Raw genomic sequence first — 24,853 nt, forward strand, 5'->3', positions numbered from 1 at the left:
TAAAAGGCGGTGTCTGATATCTATCCGTTTCACGTTGCAGGACGGTGGATATAACAAAATAAAATGAGATGGGGTGTCTGGGTTAACATGAACGAACAATATTCCGCTTTGCGTAGTAATGTCAGTATGCTCGGCAAGCTGCTGGGGGATACCATCAAGGATGCGTTGGGAGAGAACATTCTTGATAAGGTCGAAACAATCCGTAAGCTGTCCAAATCTTCACGTGCTGGTAATGAAGCGAGTCGTCAGGAGCTGCTCAATACGCTGCAAAACCTGTCCAATGATGAACTGTTGCCGGTTGCCCGCGCATTCAGCCAGTTTCTGAACCTTGCCAACACCGCTGAGCAATACCACAGCATTTCGCCAAAAGGCGAAGCTGCAAGCAACCCGGAAGTGATTGCTCGTACTCTGCGTAAACTGAAAGACCAACCCGATCTCAACGAAGCGACCATCAAGCAAGCCGTCGAATCGCTGTCGCTGGAGCTGGTGCTGACCGCCCACCCGACAGAGATCACCCGCCGTACGCTGATCCATAAAATGGTGGAAGTGAACAACTGCTTAAAGCAGTTAGATAATACCGATATCGCCGATTATGAGCGCCATCAACTGATGCGCCGCCTGCGCCAGCTTATTGCGCAGTCCTGGCATACCGATGAAATCCGTAAACACCGTCCCAGCCCGGTCGACGAAGCCAAATGGGGCTTTGCGGTGGTGGAAAACAGCCTGTGGGAAGGTGTGCCTAACTATCTTCGCGAGCTCAACGAACAGCTTGAAGAGAACCTGAATTACAAGTTACCGGTCGATTTCGTACCGGTACGCTTTACCTCCTGGATGGGCGGCGACCGCGACGGCAACCCGAACGTCACCGCAGACATTACCCGTCACGTCCTGTTGCTGAGCCGCTGGAAGGCGACCGACCTGTTCCTGAAAGATATTCAGTTGCTGATCTCTGAGCTCTCGATGGTCGAATGTACCGACGAGCTTCGCGAGCTGGCCGGTGCTGAAGGCGCGCAGGAACCGTATCGTTATCTGATGAAAAAACTGCGCGGCCAATTGATGGCAACGCAGGCCTGGCTGGAAGCGCGCCTGAAAGGCCAACGACTGCCGAAACCAGAAGGTCTGCTGAGCCAGAACGAACAGCTATGGGAACCGCTATATGCCTGTTACAAATCGCTGCAGGCATGCGGCATGGGCATTATCGCTAATGGTGAACTGCTCGATACCCTGCGCCGCGTGAAATGTTTTGGCGTGCCGCTGGTGCGTATTGATGTTCGTCAGGAGAGCACCCGCCACACCGAAGCGCTGGGCGAGCTGACCCGTTACCTGGGTATCGGCGATTATGAAAGCTGGTCCGAAGCCGATAAACAGGCTTTCCTGATCCGCGAACTGAACTCCAAGCGTCCTCTGCTACCGCGTAACTGGGAGCCGAGCAATGAAACCCTTGAGGTTCTCCGGACCTGCAAAGCGATCGTTGATGCCCCGAAAGGATCGGTAGCCGCCTACGTGATCTCCATGGCGAAGACCCCATCCGACGTGCTGGGTGTTCACCTGCTGCTGAAAGAAGCCGGTATCGACTATGCCCTGCCGGTTGCACCGCTGTTTGAAACCCTTGACGACCTGAATAATGCCAACGATGTGATGACCCAGTTGCTGAACATCGACTGGTATCGCGGCTTTATTCAGGGCAAACAGATGGTCATGATTGGCTATTCCGACTCCGCAAAAGACGCGGGCGTGATGGCCGCATCCTGGGCGCAATATCAGGCACAGGATGCGCTTATCAAAACCTGCGAGAAAGCGGGCATTGAACTGACACTGTTCCACGGCCGTGGCGGCTCGATTGGTCGTGGCGGTGCCCCGGCCCATGCGGCGCTGCTTTCACAACCGCCGGGAAGCCTGAAAGGCGGCCTGCGTGTGACCGAACAGGGCGAGATGATCCGCTTCAAATACGGTCTGCCGGAAGTGACCATCAGCAGCCTGTCGCTGTACACCAGCGCCATTCTGGAAGCCAACCTGCTGCCTCCACCGGAGCCGAAAGAATCCTGGTGTCACATCATGGACGAGCTGTCAGATATCTCCTGCGATCTGTATCGTGGCTACGTGCGTGAAAACAAAGACTTCGTACCGTACTTCCGTTCTGCGACGCCAGAGCAGGAACTGGGCAAACTGCCGCTCGGTTCACGCCCGGCCAAGCGCCGTCCGACCGGCGGCGTAGAATCTCTGCGCGCCATTCCGTGGATTTTCGCCTGGACGCAAAACCGCCTGATGCTCCCGGCCTGGCTGGGTGCGGGCGCGGCACTGCAAAAAGTGGTAGAAGACGGCAAACAGAGCGAGCTGGAAGCCATGTGTCGCGACTGGCCGTTCTTCTCAACCCGTCTTGGTATGCTGGAAATGGTTTTCTCCAAAGCGGATCTGTGGCTGGCTGAATACTACGACCAGCGTCTGGTGAAACCAGAACTGTGGGCACTGGGCAGCGAGCTGCGTAAACTGCTCGAAGCCGATATCAACGTGGTTCTGGCGATCGCCAACGACTCCCATTTGATGGCCGACCTGCCGTGGATTGCCGAGTCTATTCAGCTTCGTAATATTTACACCGACCCGCTGAACGTGCTGCAGGCTGAGTTGCTGCATCGTTCCCGTAAAGCGGAAGAGGAAGGTAAAGAGCCGGATCGCCGTGTAGAGCAGGCGCTGATGGTCACCATCGCAGGCGTAGCGGCAGGTATGCGTAATACCGGTTAACCCTCACAGCCTGGCGTAAAAGGTCACACATTGTGTGGCCTTTTTTTATGCCGCCAGTTAAGGTTGAACGGTTCGCGCGCACGGAAAAGGAAACCATGAATTACGATGTCAGCCATCTGCTTACCCGCCTGATTAGCGGCCAGACACCTCTACGGCACATCTGTTTTGCTACCGCCACAGGTCCTGCACCCGCCTCAGCGTTACAGGTGGATTTCCCGCGTCTGGAAATTGTGCTGGAAGGAACGCTGACAGATATGGGCATCAATGGAGAGACGTCATTGATGAGCGAACAGGATGTGCTTTACATCCCCGCTGGCGGCTGGAACGCCCCGCAATGGCAGAAGCCTGTCACTATGCTGAGCGTACTGTTCGGTAAGCAACAACTCGGTTTCAGCGTCACTCACTGGGATGGCGCTGAGTTACATAACCTGGCCAAACAACACGTCGCGCGCCGGGGTCCCCGTATTGGTTCATTCCTTCTGCAAACCTTGCACGAGATGCAAATGCAGCCGAAAGAACAGCAAACCGCTCGCCTTATCGTCGCCAGCCTGCTGAGCCACTGCGCCGATCTGCTGGGCAGTCAAATCCAGACCGCATCACGCAGCCAGGCTCTCTTTGAAGCCATTCGCGACTATATCGACGAAAATTACGCTATGCCGTTAACCCGTGAGTCGGTGGCGCAGGCGTTTTATATCTCGCCGAATTACCTCTCACACCTGTTTCAGAAAACGGGAGCCATCGGCTTTAACGAATACCTGAACCATACGCGGCTGGAACATGCCAAAACGCTGCTGAAGGGTTACGATCTGAAGGTCAAAGAGGTGGCTCACACCTGTGGGTTTGTCGACAGCAACTACTTCTGCCGTCTGTTTCGGAAAAATACGGAACGTTCGCCGTCAGAGTATCGTCGGCAGTATCACAGCCAGTTGACGGAAAAGAAGACTACTCCAGAATAAGATGGGTATGCTGCGGCGCTGAAAGAAGTTTACGCACCGCGCTCATCACCCGCTGAGGTTCCCGCAAAAAAGCGCTAATGCCCGACTGGACGTAGCGGCTTTGGGTAAATCGTTCCACGCCCGCCAGTTCAATATCGGTTATCAGCAATACTGCATCGGCGCGGCTGATATCCTCTTCCGTCAGGCGATTTTCAGTCCCCAGCGCCCCCTGGGTTTCAATCTTAATATTCCACTTCTCCTGCTGGCAGAGTTTTTCCAGCCGTTCAGCAGCCATATAGGTATGCGCCACGCCGCTCACGCAAGCGGTCACTGCCACCAGATGTCGTACAGGTGCGACTGCCATGTTAACCCCCTATGGTTACCTGAAATCCGGCGCATTCCGCTATTTCACGCAATGCCGCCACCTCTTGCGCCGACGGGGCAGGGACATCTTTCATCGACCACTGCTGCCCCAGCAGGCGATATTTCGGTTCGCCATACTGATGAAACGGTAGCAGGTGTACCTGCTTTATGCCTAATGATGTCAACAACGTCAGCGCGCGCTGTAAGTTCTCTGTGCTGAGGGTAAAGCCCGGAATCAGCGGCAGACGGGGGATCACATGGATCCCCTCACTGACTAATAGCCGTAAATTCTCCAGCACGCGCGGCAGATTCATATTAACCACCTCGCGCGCCTGAACGGCATCCATTATTTTGAGATCGAACAATACCTCATCGCACGCCTTTGCCAGCGGCAACAGGCGGCTGGCCGGGGCATCACCTGCGGTTTCAATGGCGCACTGAATCCCCAGCCGCCTCAGACGCTGTAAAAAACGGGTGGCGAAAGGCGCCTGCATCAGCACTTCACCGCCGGAGAGCGTCACCCCGCCGCCGGAGGTGCGAAAGAAGATATCATCCTTCAGCACCTCACGTTCCAGCTCATCCAGCGTGATATCGCGGCCAATACGCTCAAACGCGCCGGAAGGACATTCATCGGCATCGCGCAGACAGGGCGCACAGTGCAGACATTTACTCTCCCGCCGCACCGTTTCAATGCGTGGAGAAAGAGATTCAGGATTAGCGCACCACGGACAGGTATGCGGGCAGCCTTTAAAAAAGACCACCGTGCGAATCCCCTGCCCGTCATTCAGCGAATAGCGCTGGATGTTGAAGATGCGCGCAACCTCATCGCTGCGCGGCTTCACAACCTCACAGTTGATGCGCGGTGCGGCGAATGATGTCATCCTGAATCTCCTTCGACAGCTCGACAAAGAAGGCGCTGTAGCCCGCCACGCGCACCACCAGCCCGGCGAAATCCTGCGGACGTTGCTGCGCTTCCCGCAGCGTTTCGGCATTCACCACGTTAAACTGGATGTGTTGCAGCTTGAGTTGGGTAAACGCACGCAGGAAATCCGCCAGTTTGCGTAAGCCCGCCTCCCCTTCAAGGGTCGCAGGGGTAAACTTCACGTTCAGCAAAGTACCGTTCGACAGCAGCGTGTTATCCAGTTTACTCACCGATTTCAGTACCGCCGTCGGCCCCTGCATATCCTGGCCCAGCATCGGCGACAGACCGCCATCCGCCAGTTGTTCCCCGGCGAAACGACCGTCCGGCGTCGCCCCCACTACCGAACCCAGCGGCACATGCGCGGAGACGGTGTAAGAACCCGGCGTAAACCGCCCGCCACGCGGGTTCTGGTATTTCTCCACCTCTTTGCAGTAATGACGCAGCAGTTCAGCGCTGATGTTATCCACATCATCAATATCGTTACCGTATTTTTCGAAGCGGTTGATCAGCCTGGCGCGAACCTTTTCGCCTTCCGGGGTGGCGAAGTTGCCTTTTAATACCGACAGCAACTCGTCAAAACTTAAGCGCTGCTGCTCAAATACCAACCCATTCAGCGCATGCAGGGAGTCGCTCAGGTTGGCGATGCCAATGCCCTGCACGCCGGAGAAGTTATAGCGCGCGCCGCCATCGGTAATATCACGGCCCTTGTCCAGACAGTCGCTGATAAACGAAGAGAGCAGCGGCACCGGCGCCCAGTCGCGATGGCCGATATCGCAAATATTGCTGCCCTCCACCATCAGCGTGATGTAGTGGCTGATTTTGGCGCGAATATGCGCCAGCAGTTCTTCATACGTCAGCGCGCTGTTGCCTTCGTTTTCGTAGAGGCTGATTTCCATCACTTTCAACAGGTTGAACATGGCGATGTCGTGCAGGCCGTAGGTTCTGCCGGGAATCGACAGCTCCACGCAGCCCACCACCGCGTAATCACGCGCATCTTCCAGCGAAACGCCACGGTTCAGAAACGCAGGCACCACCACTTCATCATTAAAGATCTGCGGGATACCGGTGCCAAGGCGAATCGTCTCCGCCGTCTTCATCAGGAAGGGCGTATCAATCAGCGCGTTGGTGCGCACGCCAAGGTTCGGCTGCGGCAACTGTACGCTCTGATAAGCATCAAGGCAGAGAAACGAAAGTACATTCACCGCGCTGCGTCCATTCTCCGTCAGCCCGCCGAGCAGCGCGGTATACCCTGTCGGGAATCCGGCGAAATAGCGTGCGCTGCTGGTGGAACGCAGCAGCACGATGTCATTGCATTTCACCCACAGCGATTCAAGGATCTCTTTTAAGAATGCCGGGTCTTCGCCCTGGGTCAGCGAGGCCTGGTAAAACGGCAGCATATACTGGTCAAAACGCCCCAGCGAGAGCGAGCTGGCGTTGGATTCATACTGCAAAATGATATTCATGTACCAGAACAGCTGGCACGCCTGCCAGAAGGTCTGCGGCCTGTGCTGCATGTTATGGCGGGAGTTAGCGGCAATGGTCAGCAGTTCCTGACGGCGCTGCGCATCCGGGCAACTTTCCGCCATTTTCTCCGCCAGCAGAGCGTAACGCAGAATGTGCCGCTGCGATGCTTCAAGCAGTAACAGCGCGGCCTGATAAAAATGGTTATCCGGCTGCTGTCGGCAGTGCTGGCGCATCTGCGCCGCCAGTTCGCCCAGCCCGTGGTTCAGCAGGCGCGGGTAATCAATAATGATATGCCCCTGCCCTTTATCCGTCTGGTTAACGCTAAAAATCTGGGTGCTGACGGCGGCCTTCACCTCATCGGTCATCTGCCCGTTGATGAAATCTTTCATCGACCGTTTTTCCCAGTACGGGAACAGCACGTCGCGATAGAGGCGTTTATCCTCTTCACTGATATCAAAGCGATCCTGCGGACGCGTCGGGAACTGATCCAGTTCTTTAAGCAGCCAGTAAGGGTCCATTTCCGGCGACATAATCCCCGCACGCGGCTTAACGGTACGGTTTCCGGCAATCAGCTCCTCATCACGAATCGAAATTTCAACATGCTCAAGGATATACGCGGTCGCTTTCGCCCGACGCAGAATAACCGGCTCTCCCTCCGTCTGCTGGTGGCTGGTGGTGTAGAGCAGCGCGCGCTCAAGCGAAATTTCACGGTTGTTTTGAAACAGAGCAATTTTGAGGCGTTGAATACGGTTGGTCATGAGGAACTCCTGTGGACAAGCTTGTTGCCGGATGGCGGCGTGAACGCCTTATCCGGCCTACGGGTAGGCCGATCGCCATCCGACAAAATAACGTTAAGCGGTTTGCGCCAGATGCGCGCCAATCTTGTTCATGATGGCGTCGGCGCGTTTCACCGCATCGCTGATGTTGACGCGGACGATGGTTTTACCCGCAAAACGCTCCTCAAACTTGATGCCAATATCTTTGGTCAGGATCACCATATCGGCATCCGCCACGTCCGCTGCGGTCAGTTCGTTCTCCAGACCAATCGAACCCTGAGTCTCAACCTTTACTTCCCAGCCTTTGGCTTTGGCTGCGCTTTCCAGCGCTTCGGCTGCCATATAGGTGTGCGCAACGCCAGAAGGACATGCGGTTACTGCAACAATCTTAGTCATAGTTTATTCCTCACTTAGAACCTATCCCATTAGGGCTATTTTGCTTGCCATTTTGAACCTGGGCAGTGCTCGAAATCCTCACGTACTGCGTGTACGCTCCGGTTTCTGCGCGCTGTCCGTGTTCAAACTGCCTGCGCCAATTACGCCTACTGAGATAGGTTCTTAATTCATTTCAAAATCCAAATCCAGGTCGTCTTCTTTCTCGTCAACCTGAGACACTTTCTTCCGCGCCAGACTTTTCAGCACGTTCACGCAGACCGCTGTCACCACCGCGCCAACAGCAACGGCCGCAACATAACCCAGCTTGCCTTCCACAACCGGCAGAACAATTAAGCCACCCCAACCGGCATAACACTGTGCGCCAGACAGCGCAGCCGTTACCGCACCACAGGCGGAGCCAATCATAATGGAGGGGATCACGCGCAGCGGATCGGAGGCAGCAAAAGGAATCGCCCCTTCGGTTACCCCAACGCAACCCATCACCAGCGCGGCTTTACCGGCTTCACGTTCTTCTGAAGAGAAATTTTTACGGCCAATCAGCGTCGCCAGCCCTAAGCCCAGCGGCGGAACGCAGATACCCACAGCAGCGATTGCCACCACGGTGTAAACCCCTTGCGACACGCAAATCAGCATGAATGCATAAGCGACTTTGTTAACGGGACCACCCATATCAAAAGCCAGCATGAGTCCTAAAATAACGGCCAGTACCACGATGCTGCCCTGCTGCATCCCTTGCAGCCATGCGGTCAGGCTGGTGGTCAGCGCGCCGACCGGCTCACCCAGCCCCCACATCATGATGCCTGCGGTAATAAAGGTGCCGATGATAGGAATAACAAAGATGGGCATCACCGAGCGCAGCACCTTATGCACGGGGATCTTTTTCAGATAGTGCACCACAATGCCGCCGATAATCCCGGCGATCAGCGCACCAAAGAACCCGGCGCCGAAGCTGTTACCTACCCATGCGCCAATCGCACAAGGCGCCAGCGCAGAGCGCTCGGCAATGGAATAGCCGATATACGCGGCAAGGAAAGGCACCATTAGCGTCAGCCCTGCGACGCCAATATCAAAAAGTTTCTTGAGATTAGGGTCCGTCGCGGCATCGGGTACAGCGCCTTTGCCATACAGCATCACGGAGACCGCCAGTAAAATACCGCCTGCCACTACAAAGGGGATCATATGCGAAACCCCGGTCATCAGGTGCTGACGGGTGTTTTTCAGGATCTGCACCAACTCTTTCATAAGTCGCTCCCGGGCCAGTGAAGGCCCATATCCATAACGTTGATGCGGGAAACAATAGGCAATCCGATAAGGTGCAGACAGTGGATAAAAAGGCCATTTACTGGATTTTTGTAATATCAGTACAAAAATGCGATCCGCCTCATAACTTAGTTAATCTCGGAATTTATATGACAGGCATTGACTTGTGAGTTATCTCTCACTTTGAGGCTTACATTACATTTGTCCAGTTTTTGGCAGATTTGTCGCGTGGCACCTTCAGCGGTTGGCCTTTTATCCTGTAGCAAGTAATTGTTATGGGAGAGAGGCTATGGCCCTGGTTGTGGAATTTACCTGTGAGCTGCCCAATGGCGTCCATGCACGTCCGGCAAGCCACGTTGAGACGCTTTGTAACACCTTTACCTCACAGATTGAGTGGCATAATTTGCGCACTGACCGGAAGGGTAATGCGAAGAGCGCGCTGGCACTCATCGGCACCGACACGCTGGCAGGCGACAGTTGTCAGTTACTGATTTCTGGGGCCGACGAACAGGCGGCCCACCAGCGCCTCAGCCAGTGGCTACGTGATGAATTTCCGCACTGTGATGCGCCGCTGGCAGAGGTTAAAAGCAGTGAACTGGATCCCCTTCCGGCCTCACTAACAAACCTGAATCCGCAGATTTTCCGCGCCCGCAGCGTATGCACTGGCAGCGCCGGGGGCGTTCTGACGCGGCTCTCCTCACTGGATCTCGACGCGCTGGGTTCCCTGCCACCCGCTAAAGATGCAGAAACAGAACAATCCGCGCTGGACAATGGTCTGACGCTATTAATCAAGAATATTGAGTTCCGCCTGCTCGACAGCGACGGCGCCACCAGCGCGATTCTGGAAGCTCACCGCTCGCTGGCGGGTGACGCTTCACTGCGTCAGCATCTGCTGGCAGGTGTTTCCCGCGGGTTAAGCTGCGCTCAGGCGATTATCGAAAGCGCCAGCCACTTCTGCGAGGAATTCGCCCGTTCCAGCAGCAGCTATTTACAGGAGCGCGCGCTGGATGTTCGTGATGTCTGCTTCCAGCTCTTACAGCAAATCTATGGCGAACAGCGCTTTCCGGCGCCGGGAAAACTCACCCAACCCGCGGTCTGTATGGCCGATGAACTCACGCCAAGCCAGTTCCTCGAACTGGACAAAACCTTTCTCAAAGGTCTGCTGTTAAAAAGCGGCGGCACCACCTCGCACACGGTTATTCTCGCCCGTTCATTCAACATTCCAACGCTGGTTGGCGTGGAAATTGAGGCGTTGTCACCATGGCTACAGCAGACGGTTTATATCGACGGCAACGCAGGTGCCATCGTCGTTGCACCTGATGAACCCGTTGCTCGTTACTATCAGCAGGAGGCCCGCGTACAAGAAGCCCTGCGCGAGCAGCAGCGCATCTGGCTGACTCAGGAAGCACGCACGGCCGACGGTATTCGCATGGAAGTTGCCGCCAATATCGCCCACTCTGTGGAAGCGCAGGCGGCCTTTGGCAACGGCGCGGAAGCCGTTGGCCTGTTCCGAACCGAAATGCTGTATATGGACCGTGCCTGCGCGCCGGATGAGAACGAGCTGTACAACATTTTTTGCCAGGCGCTGGAGTCCGCTCAGGGACGCAGCATTATCGTGCGCACCATGGATATCGGCGGCGATAAACCCGTTGATTATCTGAATATTCCTGCCGAAGCCAACCCGTTCCTTGGTTATCGTGCTGTCCGTATTTATGAAGAGTACGCCACGCTGTTTACGACACAACTGCGCTCGATTCTCCGCGCATCCGCGCACGGCAAGCTGAAAATTATGATCCCGATGATCTCCTCAATGGAAGAGATCCTGTGGGTCAAAGAGAAGCTGGCGGAGGCCAAACAGCAGCTACGTAATGAACACATTCCGTTTGATGAAAAGATCCCACTCGGCATCATGCTGGAAGTGCCATCAGTCATGTTTATTATCGATCAGTGCTGCGAAGAGATTGATTTCTTTAGTATTGGCAGTAACGACCTGACGCAGTATCTGCTGGCGGTTGATCGCGACAACGCCAAAGTCACTCGTCATTACAACAGCCTGAACCCTGCTTTCCTGCGCGCACTGGATTATGCGGTGCAGGCGGTACACCGTCAGGGCAAATGGATTGGCCTGTGCGGCGAACTTGGCGCGAAAGGGTCTGTGCTCCCTCTGCTGGTCGGTTTGGGACTGGACGAGATAAGCATGAGCGCGCCGTCAATTCCCGCCGCTAAAGCACGAATGGCACAACTCGACAGCCGCGCCTGCCGCCAGTTACTGAACCAGGCAATGGCTTGCCGCACCTCGCTGGAGGTAGAGCATCTGCTGGCGCAGTTCCGCATGACCCAGCAAGACGCGCCGCTGGTTACCGCCCAATGCATCACCCTGAACAGCGACTGGCGCAGCAAAGAAGAGGTGATCAAAGGGATGACCGACAACCTGCTGCTGGCAAGCCGCTGCCGCTACCCGCGCAAGCTGGAAGCCGATCTGTGGGCGCGCGAGGCGGTCTTCTCCACCGGATTAGGTTTTAGCTTCGCTATTCCGCACAGCAAATCTGAACATATTGAGCAGTCCACCATCAGCGTGGCGCGCCTGAAGGCGCCGGTACGCTGGGGCGATGACGATGCGCAATTCATCATCATGCTGACGCTCAACAAACACGCCGCAGGCGACCAGCATATGCGTATTTTCTCACGCCTGGCCCGCCGCATTATGCACGAAGAATTCCGCAACGCGCTGGTCAACGCCGCTTCTGCCGACGCTATCGCCAGCCTGCTGCAACACGAACTTGAACTTTAAGAGGACGCATCATGGAACTGTATCTGGACACCGCCAATGTGAAAGAAGTCGAACGTCTGGCGCGCATCTTCCCCATCGCGGGCGTGACCACTAACCCAAGCATTGTTGCTGCGGGTAAAGAATCCATCTGGGATGTGTTACCACGCCTGCAAAAGGCTATCGGCCCGGAAGGTATTCTGTTCGCCCAGACCATGAGCCGCGACGCGCAGGGGATGGTGGAAGAAGCCAGACGCCTGAGCAATGCCGTACCCGGCATTGTTGTCAAAATCCCGGTAACCTCCGAAGGTCTTGCCGCCATTAAGCTTCTGAAAAAAGAAGGCATTCCGACACTCGGCACTGCTGTTTACAGCGCGGCACAAGGGCTGCTTGCCGCCCTGGCTGGCGCGAAATATGTGGCACCTTACGTCAACCGTGTCGACGCTCAGGGCGGAGACGGTATTCGCACCGTGCAAGAACTGCAAAGCCTGCTGGAACAACATGCCCCGGAAAGCAAAGTGCTGGCAGCCAGCTTCAAAACCCCTCGCCAGGCGCTCGATTGCCTGCTGGCAGGTTGCGAAGCGATCACGCTTCCCCTGGATGTAGCGCAACAAATGCTCGATACCCCTGCGGTAGAGTCAGCAATAGAGAAGTTTGAGCAGGACTGGAATAACGCATTTGGCAATCTCAACCTGTAACCGGGCGTCAGGGTCACGGTACGTGGCCCGCATCGCCAATGGAGGAAATATATGGACCGCATTATTCAATCCCCAGGTAAGTATATTCAGGGTGCAGACGTTATCACCCGTCTCGGTGAGTATCTCAAACCACTGGCAGCAAGCTGGCTGGTGGTGGGAGACAAATTTGTTTTAGGTTTTGCCCAGGAGGCGTTGCAAAAAAGCCTGGCCGATGCCGGACTGGCCTGCGAAGTAGTGCCTTTCGGCGGCGAATGTTCACAAAATGAGATAGACCGTCTGCGTGCTATCGCGGAAAGCGCACATTGCGGCGCCGTGCTCGGTATCGGCGGCGGTAAAACGCTGGATACCGCGAAAGCGCTGGCGCACTTTATGGGCGTACCTGTCGCCATCGCGCCGACTATCGCCTCCACCGACGCGCCGTGCAGCGCGCTTTCCGTCATCTATACCGACGCCGGTGAATTTGACCGTTATCTCCTGCTGCCCAATAACCCGGACCGCGTCATTGTCGACACCAAAATCGTAGCTGGTGCACCGGCTCGTTTACTGGCTGCGGGTATCGGTGATGCGCTGGCAACCTGGTTCGAAGCCCGCGCCTGTTCACGCAGCGGCGCCACGACCATGGCAGGTGGTCAGTGTACTCAGGCTGCATTAGCGCTGGCGGAGCTTTGCTACAACACGCTGCTTGAAGAGGGCGAAAAAGCGATGCTGGCCGCAGAACAGCACGTGGTCACCCCGGCGCTGGAGCGCGTTATTGAAGCCAATACCTATCTGAGCGGCGTGGGTTTTGAAAGCGGCGGTCTGGCAGCGGCGCACGCGGTGCATAACGGCCTGACGGCCATTCCCGATGCGCACCATTACTACCACGGCGAGAAAGTCGCTTTTGGTACGCTGACACAACTGGTTCTGGAAAACGCGCCAGCGGAAGAAATTGAAACCGTCGCCGCGCTTACTCACGCCGTTGGGTTGCCCATTACGCTGGCACAGCTGGATATTATCGAAGACATTCCTGCAAAAATGCGCATCGTGGCAGAAGCGGCCTGTGCCGAAGGCGAAACCATCCACAACATGCCGGGTGGGGCAACAGCAGATCAGGTGTACGCCGCGCTCCTGGTTGCCGACCAGTACGGTCAGCGCTTCCTTCAAGAGTGGGAATAACCCATTCGCACTCCCGGCTGTGTCCGGGAGTGTTTCTTTATGTTCCTTTCTAGTGATATTGTCACTGCAGTTTATGTGCTTTATAGTGCGTTTTTCCTCTTAGCGAACCCGCACCATGCAATCATCAGACAGAAGAATGCGCATCTATGCCATTCTGCAGCAGGACAAAAAGGTCGTGGTCAATGACCTGGCGGAGAAGTTTGGCGTCACCAAAATGACTATTCGCCGCGACCTCTCCTTCTTCGAAAAGCAGGGCATTGTGAAAACCAGCTACGGCGGCGCGTATCTGACAAGCGGTGCCAGCGTGGAACCCAGTTTTCAGCTCAAATCCGTACAGATGGTTGATGATAAGCACCTGATTGGACAAAAAGCGGCTGAACGGGTGGAAGATGGTGACACGATCATTATCGACTGCGGCACCACGGCGCTGGCGTTTGCTCAATGTCTCTTTGATAAAAAAATCATGGTGATCACCAACTCCGTGCCGGTGGTTAACCTGCTCAAGGGCCGCAGCAACATCAAATTGATTGTCGCACCCGGCGAGTATGAAGATGACACCCAGGGAATGGTCTCTTTTAACACGGCTGAGTTCTTCAGTACGCTGCATGCCGACAAAGTGTTTCTGAGCACTCAGGGCATCAACGAACAAGGGGAACTGACGGTCCCCAAAATCACTGATGCCCATGTGAAGCGTGCGCTGGCGCGTGCCGGACGGCAAAAATTCCTGCTGGCCGATAAAAGTAAATTCGGCCAGACCTTCCTTGCCGGGCATGGCCAACTGAGCGATTTTGATGTCGTCATCAGCCAAAGCGGTATTTCTGCCGACGTCCTGACCCTTCTTAACGGCCACTGTGCTGAACTCATCCTCGCCGATAGCGTCGAATAACCCTCCGCGCCCTTCACGGGCGCTTGTGTTTTTTTGTGCCTTTAAATGTTCCATTTGGATTCTTTTGTGACAAAAGGAACACAATAGATCATTTTATGGTTGACAAAAGCACACCTCAGGCATGAAATGCAATAAAACCATTTCACCAGTGAGGGAATTTATGAACGGATTGCTCAGCTTCAAACCCACCAACAATGATTGCGACTTTGCGCGCATCGCCAAAAAACAGGATCAGATGTTCCATCGCGTGGCGACCCTCTGCCCGGAACGTGCCGAAATCATTACCGATTCCTTCAAACGCTCAGAAGGGAAATCGATCGTTATTCGCCGCGCCCTCGCGCTGGCCGACATTCTGGAAAAAATGACGATCTACATTGAGCCGGACATGCTGATCGTCGGTAACCAGGCCAGTGCAAACTTCGCCGCACCCGTCTTCCCGGAATTTTCCTTCAACTGGGTTATCGACGAGCTGGACGAATTCGACAAACGCTCCGGTGACAGCTTCCAGGTTTCAGAAGAGACCAAAGCGCGCCTGCGCGTGTTGCAAGATTACTGGCAGGGTAAAACTCACCAGGATGAGGTGCTGGCAAACCTGCCGCAAATTAACCGCCTGGCGGAGAAACAGGGCGTTCTGCACCGTGGCGGCATCAGCATGTCTGGTGACGGTCACATCATCCCCAATCATGATTTCGTGCTGGAAGTCGGCTACGGCGGCATGCGCGATATCGCCAGACAGCATCTGGCCGAAGATAAAGACCTGACCGAAGAACAGACCGACTTCTACCAGGCCGTTATCATCACCATGGAAGCGGCGCTGAACTACTGCAAGCGCTTCTCTGTACTGGCAAAAGAAGAAGCCGGGAAAACCACCGACGCCAAACGCCGCGAAGAGCTGCTGGCAATGAGCGAGATGTTTGCCCATCTGATGGAAGGCAAAGCGCAGAGCTTCTACGAAGCCGTGGAAGCGGTCTATCTGACCCACCTGCTGATGATGATCGAAAGTAACGGTCACTCCTTCTCCTTCGGCCGTTTTGACCAGTACGTCTGGCCGTACTACGAAGCAGACATTAACGCCGGCAAAATCAGCAAAGAGAAGGCGCTGGAGATCCTGACCCACTTCTTCATCATGACCAACAGCCTGAACAAAGTACGTCCGTGGGGCCACACCCAGTACAGCGGTGGCTACCCGCTCTACTCCAACCTGATGGTGGGGGGCATGAAGCCGGACGGTACTGACGGCACCAACGATCTCTCTTATCTGTCGCTGGAAGCCATGGCGCTGACCGGTCTGCCAGAGCCAAACCTGAGTGTGCGTTTTTCCAAAGACACCCCGCATTCACTGATGCAGGACGCTGCAAAATTGATCCGTAAAGGCTTTGGCATGCCGTCTATCTTCTGCGACGAAGTGGTGATCCCGGCGATGATGACCCTTGGTCTGACGGAAGAAGTGGCGCGCGAATATGCCTCAATGGGCTGTGTGGAAACCGCAATTCCGGGCCGCTGGGGGCATCGCGCCACCGGCATGACCTATGTGAACTTCGGCAAAATCCTTGAGCTGGTCATGAACAACGGCTGCGATCCGGCGACCGGCGTCCAATTGGTCAAAATAAACGGCAAAGAGGGGCGCGAGATCAATTATGAGTCTTATGACGAAGTCTGGGCCGCATGGAACCAGTTGCTGGAGTTCTACTCCGATCTGGCGGTGGACTGCGATCTGGTATGCGATCGCGCACTGAAATATCACGATGCCGATGCCTTTGCCTCTGCGACCATTAACTGCTCGCTGGAGCGCGGTAAAACCCTGAAAAACGGCGGCGCGGAATATGACTTTGTCAGCTCTTCCAACATCGGCCCTTCCGTGGTGGGCGACAGCCTCGCCGCAGTGAAAAAACTGGTCTTTGATGACAAGGTACTGACGCTCAAACAACTGCGCGACGCGATGGACAGCAACTTCGATGGCATTGAAGGCGCCCGCGTGCGTAAGCTGTGCCGCAACGCACCGAAGTTCGGTAACGATATCGACTATGTCGACCATATTGTCGCCGATGTATTCGAGTCTTACCTGAAACTGTTGCCGAAATACAAAACCGATCGCTACGGTAAAGGACCGAAGGGCTGCGGCTATACCATGTCCACGTCCAACATTACCTCTTACGTACCGAACGGTTTTGATGTAGGGGCAACGCCGGATGGTCGTCTGGCAACTCTGCCGCTAAACGAAGGCGCGTCTCCGTGCCTCGGTGCGGATAAAGAAGGCCCGACCGCAGTGATTAACTCCGTTTCGAAACTACCAAACCAGAAAATCGCTGGCGGTCAGTTGCTGAATATGAAATTCACCCCGAGCGCGCTGGAAGGCGACGAAAACCTGGAGAAATTTACCGCCTTCATGGAGGCCAGCCGCGAGAAAAATATCTTCCATAACCAGTTCAATATTATCGATTCAAATATTCTGCGGGCGGCGAAAGCACACCCGGAAGATTATCCGAACCTGATGGTCCGCGTAGCCGGTTATTGTGCGCTGTTCTCAACGCTGATGCCGGAAGCGCAGGATGCGATTATCGCCCGTACAGAACTGGCCTGGTAAGGCGGAGAGCACCATGAAAACAGGTTTGATATCCCGCATTCAACGCTACTCGACCAAAGATGGTCCGGGGATACGCAGTACCGTATTCATGCAGCAGTGTAATTTGCGCTGCCAGTGGTGTGCGAATCCGGAAACCATCAAGCCTGGCTTTAACGTGTTCTGGTTTAAAGAACGTTGCCGTCAGTGCGGTTCCTGTGTGCAGGCGGCAGCGAATAACGCCATTACCTTTGCTGCACCTGGCGAGGGGGTGAATATTGACCGTAAGCAGTGTAGCAACCTGCTTGAGATGGTCGATATTTGCCCTTACGACGCCTACGAAAAAGTCGGTAAAGAGATGACCTCCCGCGAACTGGCAGATCTGCTGTTACGCGATAAAGCGTTTTACGACGAAAGCCACGGCGGCGTGACCTTCTCCGGTGGTGAACCCGCACTGCAGGCGGAATTTATCACGCAGACCGCACAGCATCTAAAAGCAGCAGGTGTTCATCTTTGTCTCGACACTGCCGGTAACATACGCCGTGACAAGCTGCTGCCCCTGGTGGACAGGGTGGATATGGTTTCTTACGACTTTAAAGCGTTCGACCCGGAAATCCACCTTGCCTGTACGGGGGTGGATAACCGGTTGATCCTGGAAAACGCAAAAGCGATCGCCGCCACAGGAAAGCCCATTCTGGCGCGCATGGTGATCGTCCCGACGCGTAACGATCAGCCGGAAGATATCCGCAAGCGGCTTGATTTTATCCACAGCCTCGGCAGCGCCGTACAGCAGGTGGATATTCTGGAGTATCACATTTATGGCATCGGCAAATATGAAAAGCTCGGTATGCCTTACCTTCTTCATGATCTCCCGCCCGTTCAGCGGGACATGATCGCACAGATAAAACAGTACGCCGAAGATATTGGCCTCAAGGCTACCATCGGCGGTTAAGGAAAACAGATGCTGAACTTTACCCTGACGGATAACTACGCTGAAATGAGCACGCTGGCGGCAAAACGTGTCGCGCAGGCGCTGGAGCGTAAACCGGATTTAGTGATGGCGCTGCCCACCGGCGGCACGCCAATCGGCTTATTACAAGAGATGAGCCGCATGGCTCGCGACAACGAAGCGGATTTTTCGCGGGCGTATTCGTTCAATATTGATGAATACATCCCGCTGACCAAAGACGATCCACAGAGCTATTACTGGTTCCTGGAAAATTACTTTTACCAGCATGCCAACCTGCCTGTTGAAAACCGCTTTGTGCCCGATGTGCTGGCCGCCGATCTGGCGGTTGAATGCGCCCGCTATGAACGCATGATTCAGGATCACGGCAATTTCGATCTCGCGGTCCTCGGTATCGGCCATGACGGACATATAGGTTTTAACGAACCCCACAGTACACACAGCCCGGTGTGCCACGTTATCGATCTGAATGACGAGACCATCGAAGCCAACGCCCGTTTCTTCGAACGCCGTGAAGATGTGCCACGCCAGGCCATTACCCTTGGCATGGGGACTATCCTCAAAAGCAAAGAGATTGTGTTGATTGCCAACGGCGAGTCAAAAGCGCACGTCATGAAACAGCTCTATGAATGCACGGCAATTGACCCGCTTTTCCCGGCATCTTTTTTGTTATTGCATCCCGATGTCACCATTATCTGTGACCGGGAAGCCGCTTCACTTATTCCTTCTCTGAGGTGACACCATGATCATCCAAAGCGAGCGTGTCTGGCTTTCTGGCGGCTTTTATCCGGCAACGATTCACATAGAGAATGGCCGTATCAGCAATGTCGCCATGGGCCTGTCTGACAACGCCAACTTCGATTTTGCTAAGCGCCGTATTATCCCCGGCCTTATCGACAGCCACGCTCACGGCGGATGGGATTATGATACCAACGAGAATAATCCCGAAGGCTTGCGCCGCTGGGCGGCTAACCTCCCGGCAGAAGGGGTAACGGCTTTTTGCCCCACCACGGTGACAGACGAAGATGCCACGCTGATCTCTGCGCTGGAGAATATTTCCCGCGTGATGGATGAAGGTTATGCGGGCGCGGAGATCCTCGGGATTCATTTCGAGGGTCCCTTTCTGTGCCAGAAATACCGCGGCGCACAGCCAGAAAAACAGATTCGCCCGGCCAGCGTGGTAGAGTTCCAGGCTTTCGAAAAGGCGGCGCGTAATCGCATTGTCGCCATTACCCTGGCGCCAGAAAACGATAAAGGCCTCGCCCTGACCCGTTACTGCGCGCAACGGGGGATCGCCGTCAACATGGGTCACTCCGATGCCTCGTTTGAGCAGGTGCTGGAAGCAGTCGCCAACGGTGCGAAAAACGTTACCCACGTCTATAACGGCATGGCGAAATATGTGAATCGTGAACCGGGGCTTCTCGGTGCTGCTTTTCGCCTGGACGGCCTGTACGGGGAAGTGATCGCCGATGGTATCTTCGTGAGCCTTGTGTCTGCCTCCCATCTGTACCGGGTGAAGAATGACGACGACGTCATTATGATCAGCGACTCCATGAAATCGAAGGGATGCCCGCCAGGACGTTATATGTTTGGCGGCGAACCGATGATTTTAGGTGAAGATGGCGCCACGCGACGTGAGAATGGCGTGCTGGTCGGCAGCACGCTGCATCTGAATCGCGGTTTATACAATATGGTCGAAGGCGCGATGGTGCCGTTTGGCGCAGCGCTGAAATCCTGCACGATCAACCCAGCGCGGCTGCTGGGGCTTGACGGACACAAAGGAAAACTGCAGCGCGGCTATGACGCCGATATTGTGGTGCTGGAGGATAACTATGATGTGCACACCACATTCTGTTGTGGCGAGGTGGCATATAGCGTCGCCGGATGATGCGCTCACCCGGCATTTGCGCTGGCTTATACCGCCGGGCGAACGCCCAGTGTGTGGCAGATGGCGTAGCTCATTTCCGCGCGGTTCAGGGTATAAAAGTGGAAGTCTTTAACCCCTTCGCGGCTGAGAATTTTTACCATATCCATAGCGATGCTGGCGCCAACCAGCTTACGCGTTTCGGCATCGTCATCCAGTCCTTCAAACATTTGTGACATCCACGCCGGAATACGCACATTGGTCATATCGGCAAATTTTTTCGCCTGTTTAAAGTTAGTGACCGGCAGGATCCCCGGAATAATTTCAACGTCAATGCCCGTCGACGCACAGCGGTCGCGGAAACGCAGATAGCTTTCTACGTCAAAGAAGAACTGGGTGATGGCACGGTTAGCGCCCGCCTCAACCTTGCGTCTCAGATTAAGTAAATCTGCCTGTGCGCTTTTTGCTTCCGGATGCACTTCCGGATAAGCAGCAACGGAGATATCAAAATCCGCCACCTCTTTTAGCAAGGTCACCAGGTCGGCAGCATACATATCCGGCTTGCCGCTACCCGGTGGCAGATCGCCACGCAGCGCCACGATATGGCGAATACCGTTGTCCCAATAATCTTTTGCGATAGCACGCAGTTCATCACGGGTCGCATCAATACAGGTCAGGTGCGGTACTGCTTCCAGGCCGGTACGATCTTTAATGCCTTTGATGATGCTGTGGGTGCGGTCGCGCTCGCCGGAGTTGGCACCGTAGGTGACAGAGACAAATTTCGGCTTGAGGCTGCTCAGACGATCAATGGAGTTCCACAAGGTCTGTTCCATTTCACTGGTGCGCGGCGGAAAAAATTCAAATGAAACATTAATCTGACCGTGCACTTCAGCCAGGCTCTGATTCAGGGCTTCCCGCTGGTTGGCGTGAAAAAAGCTCATACCTTACCTCATCAATCGCGTGTTGTTATTTATTGCGCTACGAACATCTATCCGTTTAGACGTCCAGATGTAAAAATGACGGAAAAGCGGACGGGCGTCAACAGGAAAATCATCATAATGCGTGAGGAATGTTCAGCGAAGATGAATTTTTTCAACTGACACCGCAGTACCCGACGCCCTATGGCAGAAAGGACTACTTTTATTATCCACGGTACGCATACCAGGGCGTTGCTCATCCGTGACAGCCGGGGTGACCGGAATGTCGTTATAGATGTCGCCAGAAGAGTAAGTATGCCACGAAGAAAAGCGCACGGTGAAACTGATGGCCAGACTGCATTTCATAACGAGATATCATCCATAAATAATCACAGGATATAATTAGAAGTCATTCATAGATTTCATTACCTCAGATTCTGACAAGTGTTTGTATCCGACGGCGATTTGCTTTACATCGTAAAGAATAATATAATTATTTGGTAAAATATTTTTCACCATGGACCATCGTAAGTCATAATCCACGACTAATAAAATCGTTCTGTAAAAAATATGTTATGGAAAACAAGGAATCAATATGGAAATTGCTTTACCGTCGATGTCACATCAAAAATGGACCTGCGCCGATATTCTGAGTAGCTATCGATTCTGGGGGATCTTTTTTTTCTTTTTAATACAGTCTCTTCTCGGCACGTTGGGTTCTTCGTACGGTCCTTATTTTTGGAACAGTTCACTGTCTCTTCCCACTAAACATATTAGTGCTATTATCTCTTGTATTCAGGCGGGATAATTTTTGGGTATGGTTCTGAGCTGGTTTTTCTGCCGCATAAAAAATCGTCACCCCCTCTACTTTGTCGCCTTACTATTAATAGTTGGCACAATCTGCGCTTTCTCCGTCAATGATGCATCTCAAGAAGTCAGGCTTACTATTGGGCATTTTTTGATTAGCCTCAGCGTGGGAATAATGACATTGTTATTACCCGCATTACTTTTCGTCGCTATCGGGAGTACAGAGACATTCGTTATTATGTTTAGCCTATGTCTAATAGCTAAATTTTTCATGGCGCACTGCTTTCCTATATTTATATTCCAACTAAATCCAAAGGATATATCGACAGTAGTGATAACTTTTTCAATTTTCGCCGTTTTGCTACTGCTACCGTTAAAAAAACAACTTTTCTATGTTTCGCCCCCTCAAAGAAGCTCATCAACCCAACGACCTGAGTACGCAAATCCCATGAGCGTCGCGTTATTAGCCTCTTTCATTCCATTTTATATTGTCTATTGGTTCGTAAAAATTCATCGGGAAATGCAGTTTGTGGCGTCTTCGCCCCGGTTAATGACTGCAAGAGGCGCAGGATGGTTGTCAGCAATCATGCCGTTTAGCTCAGCCATAATGTGTCTGATGCTGAGTGACGAAATCAGAACATTACTGGCGAATAAAAAAGAAAATTCAGGAATACGAACCGGCTGGACGCTAGTCTGGGCATTACTATACCCACCTGTTGGTGCAGCGATCATCCAGGCAAAGATGAACCGATTTATCATGGCTAATACAGAAAACCCGGCTGACGAAGGGTAAGCAGACATCCTATTTTGCCCGCTATCGAATGGTAATGTTCGCCCTTTATCCAGCCTATAGTAGCAACTTAATGTAAGCGGTCAGGGTGAGTGCGCGCTGATGCCCTCACCCCAACCCTCTCACACAGCGAGAGGGAGAAAACCTACGGACTACAGCAACTGCGCCAGGCGGTTGATATCCGACTGAATTGCGCCGGCAGTGACATCACGACCGGCTCCCGGCCCACGGATCACCAGCGGGTTATCGCGATACCAGCGGCTTTCGATGGCAAACACATTGTCGCAAGGCAGCAGTGCCGCCAGCGGATGTTCTGGACGCACCGCTTCCACACCCACACGCGCTTTGCCGTTGGCATCAAAACGCGCCACATAACGCAGCACCAGTCCCATCTCGCGAGCGGCTTCCAGACGCTGTGTCATTTGCTCATTCAGCTCATCGCCATTCTCAAAGAAGTGGTCGATAGACTCTTCTTCACAGCTCGTCGGCACCAGGGACTCCACGCGCACGTGGTCTGGCTCGATGTCATAGCCTGCCTCACGCGCCAGAATGACCAGCTTACGCATCACATCTTTACCGGAGAGATCGACGCGCGGGTCGGGCTCGGTCAATCCCTGCTGCCAGGCCTGATCGACCAGGTCGGTAAACGGCACGGTGCCATCAAATTGCAGGAACAACCAGGAGAGCGTACCGGAGAAGATACCACTGATGGCCAGAATACTGTCGCCGCTGTCGATAAGATCGCGCACCGTATGGTTTACTGGCAACCCGGCCCCGACGGTGGCGTTATACAACCAGCGACGTCCGGTTTTTTCAAATGCGTCGTGGATCTGGCGGTATTTATTACTGCTGCTGGCACCCGCCAGCTTATTGGCACTGATCACATGAAAACCGTGGCTGGCGAAATCCAGATACTGGTCGGCAAGCTGCGGGCTCGCGGTGACATCCAGCACCACCAGATCATCGTACGGGTGCGCACGCATCCACAGAAATAACGCCTCTTCCTCCTGCTCGACCGCCTCATCATTGAAGAAGGCCAGCGCCCGGCTGGCGTCGAGACCATCGTAATTCAACAAGCTGCGGCGGCTATCCACCACCCCTGCGAGAACAAATTCGAACCCGGTACGGGCAGACAGCGCGCTCTGTTCGCGGGCAAACAGTTCCAGCCAGCGAGAACCAATATTGCCTTTACCAAACAACATCAGGCCAATGCGTTTTTCCGCGCGGAACAGTGACTGGTGCAGCCCCTGAATCAGACTTTCCGTTGGCCCCACGCGCAGCACGGCAACAAGGCTGATCCCCTCATCTGACTGCCAGACGAATTCCACGGCCTGACCTTTCAATTGTTGCCAGAAACGGTGGCTGTGCAACGGATTACGGCAAACGCCCGCCCCGACCAGCGCCACCAGCGCCAGCCCCTGACGTAAACGCAACTCGCCCGGCAGACCGGCTTCGTCGAGCAGTTTAAAGACGCTATCCACCACTTCCGAGGTGTAGCAGAGTTGCAGCAAATTACGGTCAGCGTGCGCGCCTGTCGCCAGCGGACGAACCTGAGCGCGCTTGAGGATCACCTCAATATCACGTTGCGCCAGTTTGAAATCTTGCCCGGCAGGGACCTGAAACTCGATCAGACAGACATCATCATGACTGGTGACGATGCGGGCACCCGTGCCAGATGCCAGTACGCGCTCAATACGCGTGGAACCCTGCTCCGGGTTATAGCTACAACGCAACTGCAAATCGATATTACTGCCGGATACCGGCTGTAAGGTTCGGGCGTGCAGTACAGGTGCTGCCAGACGGGCCAGCTCGCTGGCTTCATCCAGACGCAGCAGAGGCAGCAGGCAGGCATCTTTCACTTTACGCGGGTCGGCACTGTACACCCCGGCCACGTCGCTCCAGATCGTCACGCGGGTAACACCGGCTAATGCGCCAATTTGCGTTGCCGAATAGTCAGAACCATTACGCCCCAACAGTACGGTTTCGCCCGCCTCGTTACGGCTGATAAAACCCGTCACAACGATACGTTTATCCGGATGCTGCGCCAGCAGTTGCTGGAACAGCGGCCAGGAGGCGCCTTCGTTGACCTGCGGCTGTGCCGCGCGTTCCGCGCGCAGAAACTCGCGCGCATCAAGCCATGCCGACGCTTGCCCTTGCTGATTCAGTACGGCAGACATCAGACGCGCAGACCACACTTCCCCATGCCCCACCACTTCGGCGTAGACCGCATCGGTAATGCCACCGTCCAGCAACCCGGCCAGACGCTCAAGGTCACGAATAAACTCGCTAATCAGGCCATCAGCCACCTCCGGTGACAACAACCCGGCAATCAGCTCGCTCTGGTAACGACGTAACGACTGTTGAACCTGATGCGCAGAGAGACGATCGGTCTGGCTCAATTTAAGCCAGCTAATCAACTGGTTAGTGGTACTGCCTGCTGCCGAAACGACCATCAAATCGCCCGGTTGCGAATATTCCGCCATGATCCCCGCAACGCGCAGGTAACATTTCACATCAGCCAGACTGCTCCCACCAAACTTATGCAGTTGACGAACCTTCGCCCCTGCCTGCGCATTCACACTCATGT

Annotated in this window: 19 protein-coding genes; 11 read left to right on the top strand and 8 right to left on the bottom strand. The window is 54.5% G+C overall.

Going from position 1 to position 24,853, the window contains the following annotated elements:
• Positions 1–87: 87 nt before the first annotated feature.
• Complete coding sequence (gene ppc, locus MRY16398_RS28085; RefSeq protein ID WP_039077276.1) at positions 88–2,739, top strand: phosphoenolpyruvate carboxylase; 2,652 nt, start codon at positions 88–90, stop codon at positions 2,737–2,739.
• A 95-nt stretch (positions 2,740–2,834) separates the two neighbouring features.
• Positions 2,835–3,695: a helix-turn-helix transcriptional regulator gene (locus MRY16398_RS28090; RefSeq protein WP_079498487.1), complete on the top strand. Its 861-nt coding sequence runs from the start codon at positions 2,835–2,837 to the stop codon at positions 3,693–3,695.
• Here the strand turns inward: MRY16398_RS28090 and MRY16398_RS28095 are convergent.
• The 5 genes from MRY16398_RS28095 to MRY16398_RS28115 form a co-directional block, all read right to left on the bottom strand.
• Complete coding sequence (locus tag MRY16398_RS28095) at positions 3,682–4,038, bottom strand: PTS fructose-like transporter subunit IIB (RefSeq protein ID WP_079498485.1); 357 nt, start codon at positions 4,036–4,038, stop codon at positions 3,682–3,684. The two genes, MRY16398_RS28090 and MRY16398_RS28095, sit on opposite strands and share 14 nt — an antisense overlap.
• Before the next feature lies 1 nt (position 4,039).
• Positions 4,040–4,918 carry a [formate-C-acetyltransferase]-activating enzyme gene (locus MRY16398_RS28100; protein WP_125125579.1) on the bottom strand — a complete coding sequence of 293 codons (879 nt, stop codon included), beginning with the start codon at positions 4,916–4,918 and terminating at the stop codon, positions 4,040–4,042.
• Positions 4,884–7,181: a formate C-acetyltransferase gene (locus MRY16398_RS28105; RefSeq protein ID WP_125125580.1), complete on the bottom strand. Its 2,298-nt coding sequence runs from the start codon at positions 7,179–7,181 to the stop codon at positions 4,884–4,886. The genes MRY16398_RS28100 and MRY16398_RS28105 overlap by 35 nt, the downstream gene beginning before the upstream one ends.
• A gap of 93 nt (positions 7,182–7,274) precedes the next feature.
• The gene (locus MRY16398_RS28110) at positions 7,275–7,595 is read right to left on the bottom strand and encodes a PTS fructose-like transporter subunit IIB (RefSeq protein WP_071194812.1); all 321 of its coding nucleotides are present in this window, start codon (positions 7,593–7,595) and stop codon (positions 7,275–7,277) included.
• 162 nt (positions 7,596–7,757) lie between these two features.
• Positions 7,758–8,837 carry a PTS fructose transporter subunit EIIC gene (locus tag MRY16398_RS28115; protein ID WP_071194811.1) on the bottom strand — a complete coding sequence of 360 codons (1,080 nt, stop codon included), beginning with the start codon at positions 8,835–8,837 and terminating at the stop codon, positions 7,758–7,760.
• Positions 8,838–9,144: 307 nt separating this feature from the next.
• Between MRY16398_RS28115 and ptsP the strand changes: the two genes are divergently transcribed.
• The 8 genes from ptsP (at position 9,145) to nagA (ending at position 19,776) form a co-directional block, all read left to right on the top strand.
• On the top strand, positions 9,145–11,646 hold the full coding sequence (gene ptsP / locus MRY16398_RS28120; RefSeq protein ID WP_071194810.1) for a phosphoenolpyruvate--protein phosphotransferase: 2,502 nt from the start codon (positions 9,145–9,147) through the stop codon (positions 11,644–11,646).
• A gap of 11 nt (positions 11,647–11,657) precedes the next feature.
• Positions 11,658–12,320, top strand: a complete 663-nt coding sequence (gene fsa / locus MRY16398_RS28125) for a fructose-6-phosphate aldolase (RefSeq protein ID WP_125125581.1) — start codon at positions 11,658–11,660, stop codon at positions 12,318–12,320.
• A 51-nt stretch (positions 12,321–12,371) separates the two neighbouring features.
• Positions 12,372–13,475: a bifunctional L-1,2-propanediol dehydrogenase/glycerol dehydrogenase gene (gene gldA / locus MRY16398_RS28130; RefSeq protein WP_125125582.1), complete on the top strand. Its 1,104-nt coding sequence runs from the start codon at positions 12,372–12,374 to the stop codon at positions 13,473–13,475.
• Positions 13,476–13,611: 136 nt separating this feature from the next.
• A complete protein-coding gene (locus MRY16398_RS28135; protein WP_071194808.1) occupies positions 13,612–14,361 on the top strand; it encodes a DeoR/GlpR family DNA-binding transcription regulator in 750 nt (249 codons plus the stop codon).
• A 160-nt stretch (positions 14,362–14,521) separates the two neighbouring features.
• Positions 14,522–16,945: a glycyl radical protein gene (locus tag MRY16398_RS28140; protein ID WP_079498477.1), complete on the top strand. Its 2,424-nt coding sequence runs from the start codon at positions 14,522–14,524 to the stop codon at positions 16,943–16,945.
• Between the two features lie 13 nt (positions 16,946–16,958).
• Entirely contained in the window at positions 16,959–17,873 is a 915-nt protein-coding gene (locus MRY16398_RS28145; protein ID WP_071194806.1) for a glycyl-radical enzyme activating protein, read from the top strand.
• A gap of 9 nt (positions 17,874–17,882) precedes the next feature.
• Positions 17,883–18,626 carry a glucosamine-6-phosphate deaminase gene (gene nagB / locus MRY16398_RS28150; protein ID WP_125125583.1) on the top strand — a complete coding sequence of 248 codons (744 nt, stop codon included), beginning with the start codon at positions 17,883–17,885 and terminating at the stop codon, positions 18,624–18,626.
• Positions 18,627–18,630: 4 nt separating this feature from the next.
• Entirely contained in the window at positions 18,631–19,776 is a 1,146-nt protein-coding gene (nagA, locus tag MRY16398_RS28155) for an N-acetylglucosamine-6-phosphate deacetylase (RefSeq protein WP_039077290.1), read from the top strand.
• Between the two features lie 26 nt (positions 19,777–19,802).
• Here the strand turns inward: nagA and metF are convergent, their stop codons facing one another.
• Both metF and MRY16398_RS30480 read right to left on the bottom strand, forming a co-directional pair.
• Complete coding sequence (gene metF, locus MRY16398_RS28160) at positions 19,803–20,693, bottom strand: methylenetetrahydrofolate reductase (protein ID WP_039077291.1); 891 nt, start codon at positions 20,691–20,693, stop codon at positions 19,803–19,805.
• 132 nt (positions 20,694–20,825) lie between these two features.
• Positions 20,826–21,035 carry a hypothetical protein gene (locus tag MRY16398_RS30480; protein ID WP_071194804.1) on the bottom strand — a complete coding sequence of 70 codons (210 nt, stop codon included), beginning with the start codon at positions 21,033–21,035 and terminating at the stop codon, positions 20,826–20,828.
• A gap of 451 nt (positions 21,036–21,486) precedes the next feature.
• On the opposite strand from MRY16398_RS30480, the gene MRY16398_RS28165 reads away from it, so the two are divergent.
• Entirely contained in the window at positions 21,487–22,269 is a 783-nt protein-coding gene (locus MRY16398_RS28165) for a hypothetical protein (protein WP_232034370.1), read from the top strand.
• Positions 22,270–22,418: 149 nt separating this feature from the next.
• Here the strand turns inward: MRY16398_RS28165 and MRY16398_RS28170 are convergent, their stop codons facing one another.
• Complete coding sequence (locus tag MRY16398_RS28170; RefSeq protein ID WP_039077292.1) at positions 22,419–24,851, bottom strand: bifunctional aspartate kinase/homoserine dehydrogenase II; 2,433 nt, start codon at positions 24,849–24,851, stop codon at positions 22,419–22,421.
• Positions 24,852–24,853: the final 2 nt, after the last annotated feature.

Source organism: Phytobacter sp. MRY16-398 (assembly GCF_003925915.1).
Classification (GTDB): domain Bacteria; phylum Pseudomonadota; class Gammaproteobacteria; order Enterobacterales; family Enterobacteriaceae; genus Phytobacter; species Phytobacter diazotrophicus.

What these genes read in the sequence shown, in the direction of transcription:
- ppc (WP_039077276.1), top strand. Translation starts at nt 88, where the DNA reads ATGAACGAACAATATTCCGCTTTGCGTAGTAATGTCAGTATGCTCGGC.
- MRY16398_RS28090 (WP_079498487.1), top strand. Translation starts at nt 2,835, where the DNA reads ATGAATTACGATGTCAGCCATCTGCTTACCCGCCTGATTAGCGGCCAG.
- MRY16398_RS28095 (WP_079498485.1), bottom strand. Translation starts at nt 4,038, where the DNA reads ATGGCAGTCGCACCTGTACGACATCTGGTGGCAGTGACCGCTTGCGTG.
- MRY16398_RS28100 (WP_125125579.1), bottom strand. Translation starts at nt 4,918, where the DNA reads ATGACATCATTCGCCGCACCGCGCATCAACTGTGAGGTTGTGAAGCCG.
- MRY16398_RS28105 (WP_125125580.1), bottom strand. Translation starts at nt 7,181, where the DNA reads ATGACCAACCGTATTCAACGCCTCAAAATTGCTCTGTTTCAAAACAAC.
- MRY16398_RS28110 (WP_071194812.1), bottom strand. Translation starts at nt 7,595, where the DNA reads ATGACTAAGATTGTTGCAGTAACCGCATGTCCTTCTGGCGTTGCGCAC.
- MRY16398_RS28115 (WP_071194811.1), bottom strand. Translation starts at nt 8,837, where the DNA reads ATGAAAGAGTTGGTGCAGATCCTGAAAAACACCCGTCAGCACCTGATG.
- ptsP (WP_071194810.1), top strand. Translation starts at nt 9,145, where the DNA reads ATGGCCCTGGTTGTGGAATTTACCTGTGAGCTGCCCAATGGCGTCCAT.
- fsa (WP_125125581.1), top strand. Translation starts at nt 11,658, where the DNA reads ATGGAACTGTATCTGGACACCGCCAATGTGAAAGAAGTCGAACGTCTG.
- gldA (WP_125125582.1), top strand. Translation starts at nt 12,372, where the DNA reads ATGGACCGCATTATTCAATCCCCAGGTAAGTATATTCAGGGTGCAGAC.
- MRY16398_RS28135 (WP_071194808.1), top strand. Translation starts at nt 13,612, where the DNA reads ATGCGCATCTATGCCATTCTGCAGCAGGACAAAAAGGTCGTGGTCAAT.
- MRY16398_RS28140 (WP_079498477.1), top strand. Translation starts at nt 14,522, where the DNA reads ATGAACGGATTGCTCAGCTTCAAACCCACCAACAATGATTGCGACTTT.
- MRY16398_RS28145 (WP_071194806.1), top strand. Translation starts at nt 16,959, where the DNA reads ATGAAAACAGGTTTGATATCCCGCATTCAACGCTACTCGACCAAAGAT.
- nagB (WP_125125583.1), top strand. Translation starts at nt 17,883, where the DNA reads ATGCTGAACTTTACCCTGACGGATAACTACGCTGAAATGAGCACGCTG.
- nagA (WP_039077290.1), top strand. Translation starts at nt 18,631, where the DNA reads ATGATCATCCAAAGCGAGCGTGTCTGGCTTTCTGGCGGCTTTTATCCG.
- metF (WP_039077291.1), bottom strand. Translation starts at nt 20,693, where the DNA reads ATGAGCTTTTTTCACGCCAACCAGCGGGAAGCCCTGAATCAGAGCCTG.
- MRY16398_RS30480 (WP_071194804.1), bottom strand. Translation starts at nt 21,035, where the DNA reads ATGAAATGCAGTCTGGCCATCAGTTTCACCGTGCGCTTTTCTTCGTGG.
- MRY16398_RS28165 (WP_232034370.1), top strand. Translation starts at nt 21,487, where the DNA reads ATGGTTCTGAGCTGGTTTTTCTGCCGCATAAAAAATCGTCACCCCCTC.
- MRY16398_RS28170 (WP_039077292.1), bottom strand. Translation starts at nt 24,851, where the DNA reads ATGAGTGTGAATGCGCAGGCAGGGGCGAAGGTTCGTCAACTGCATAAG.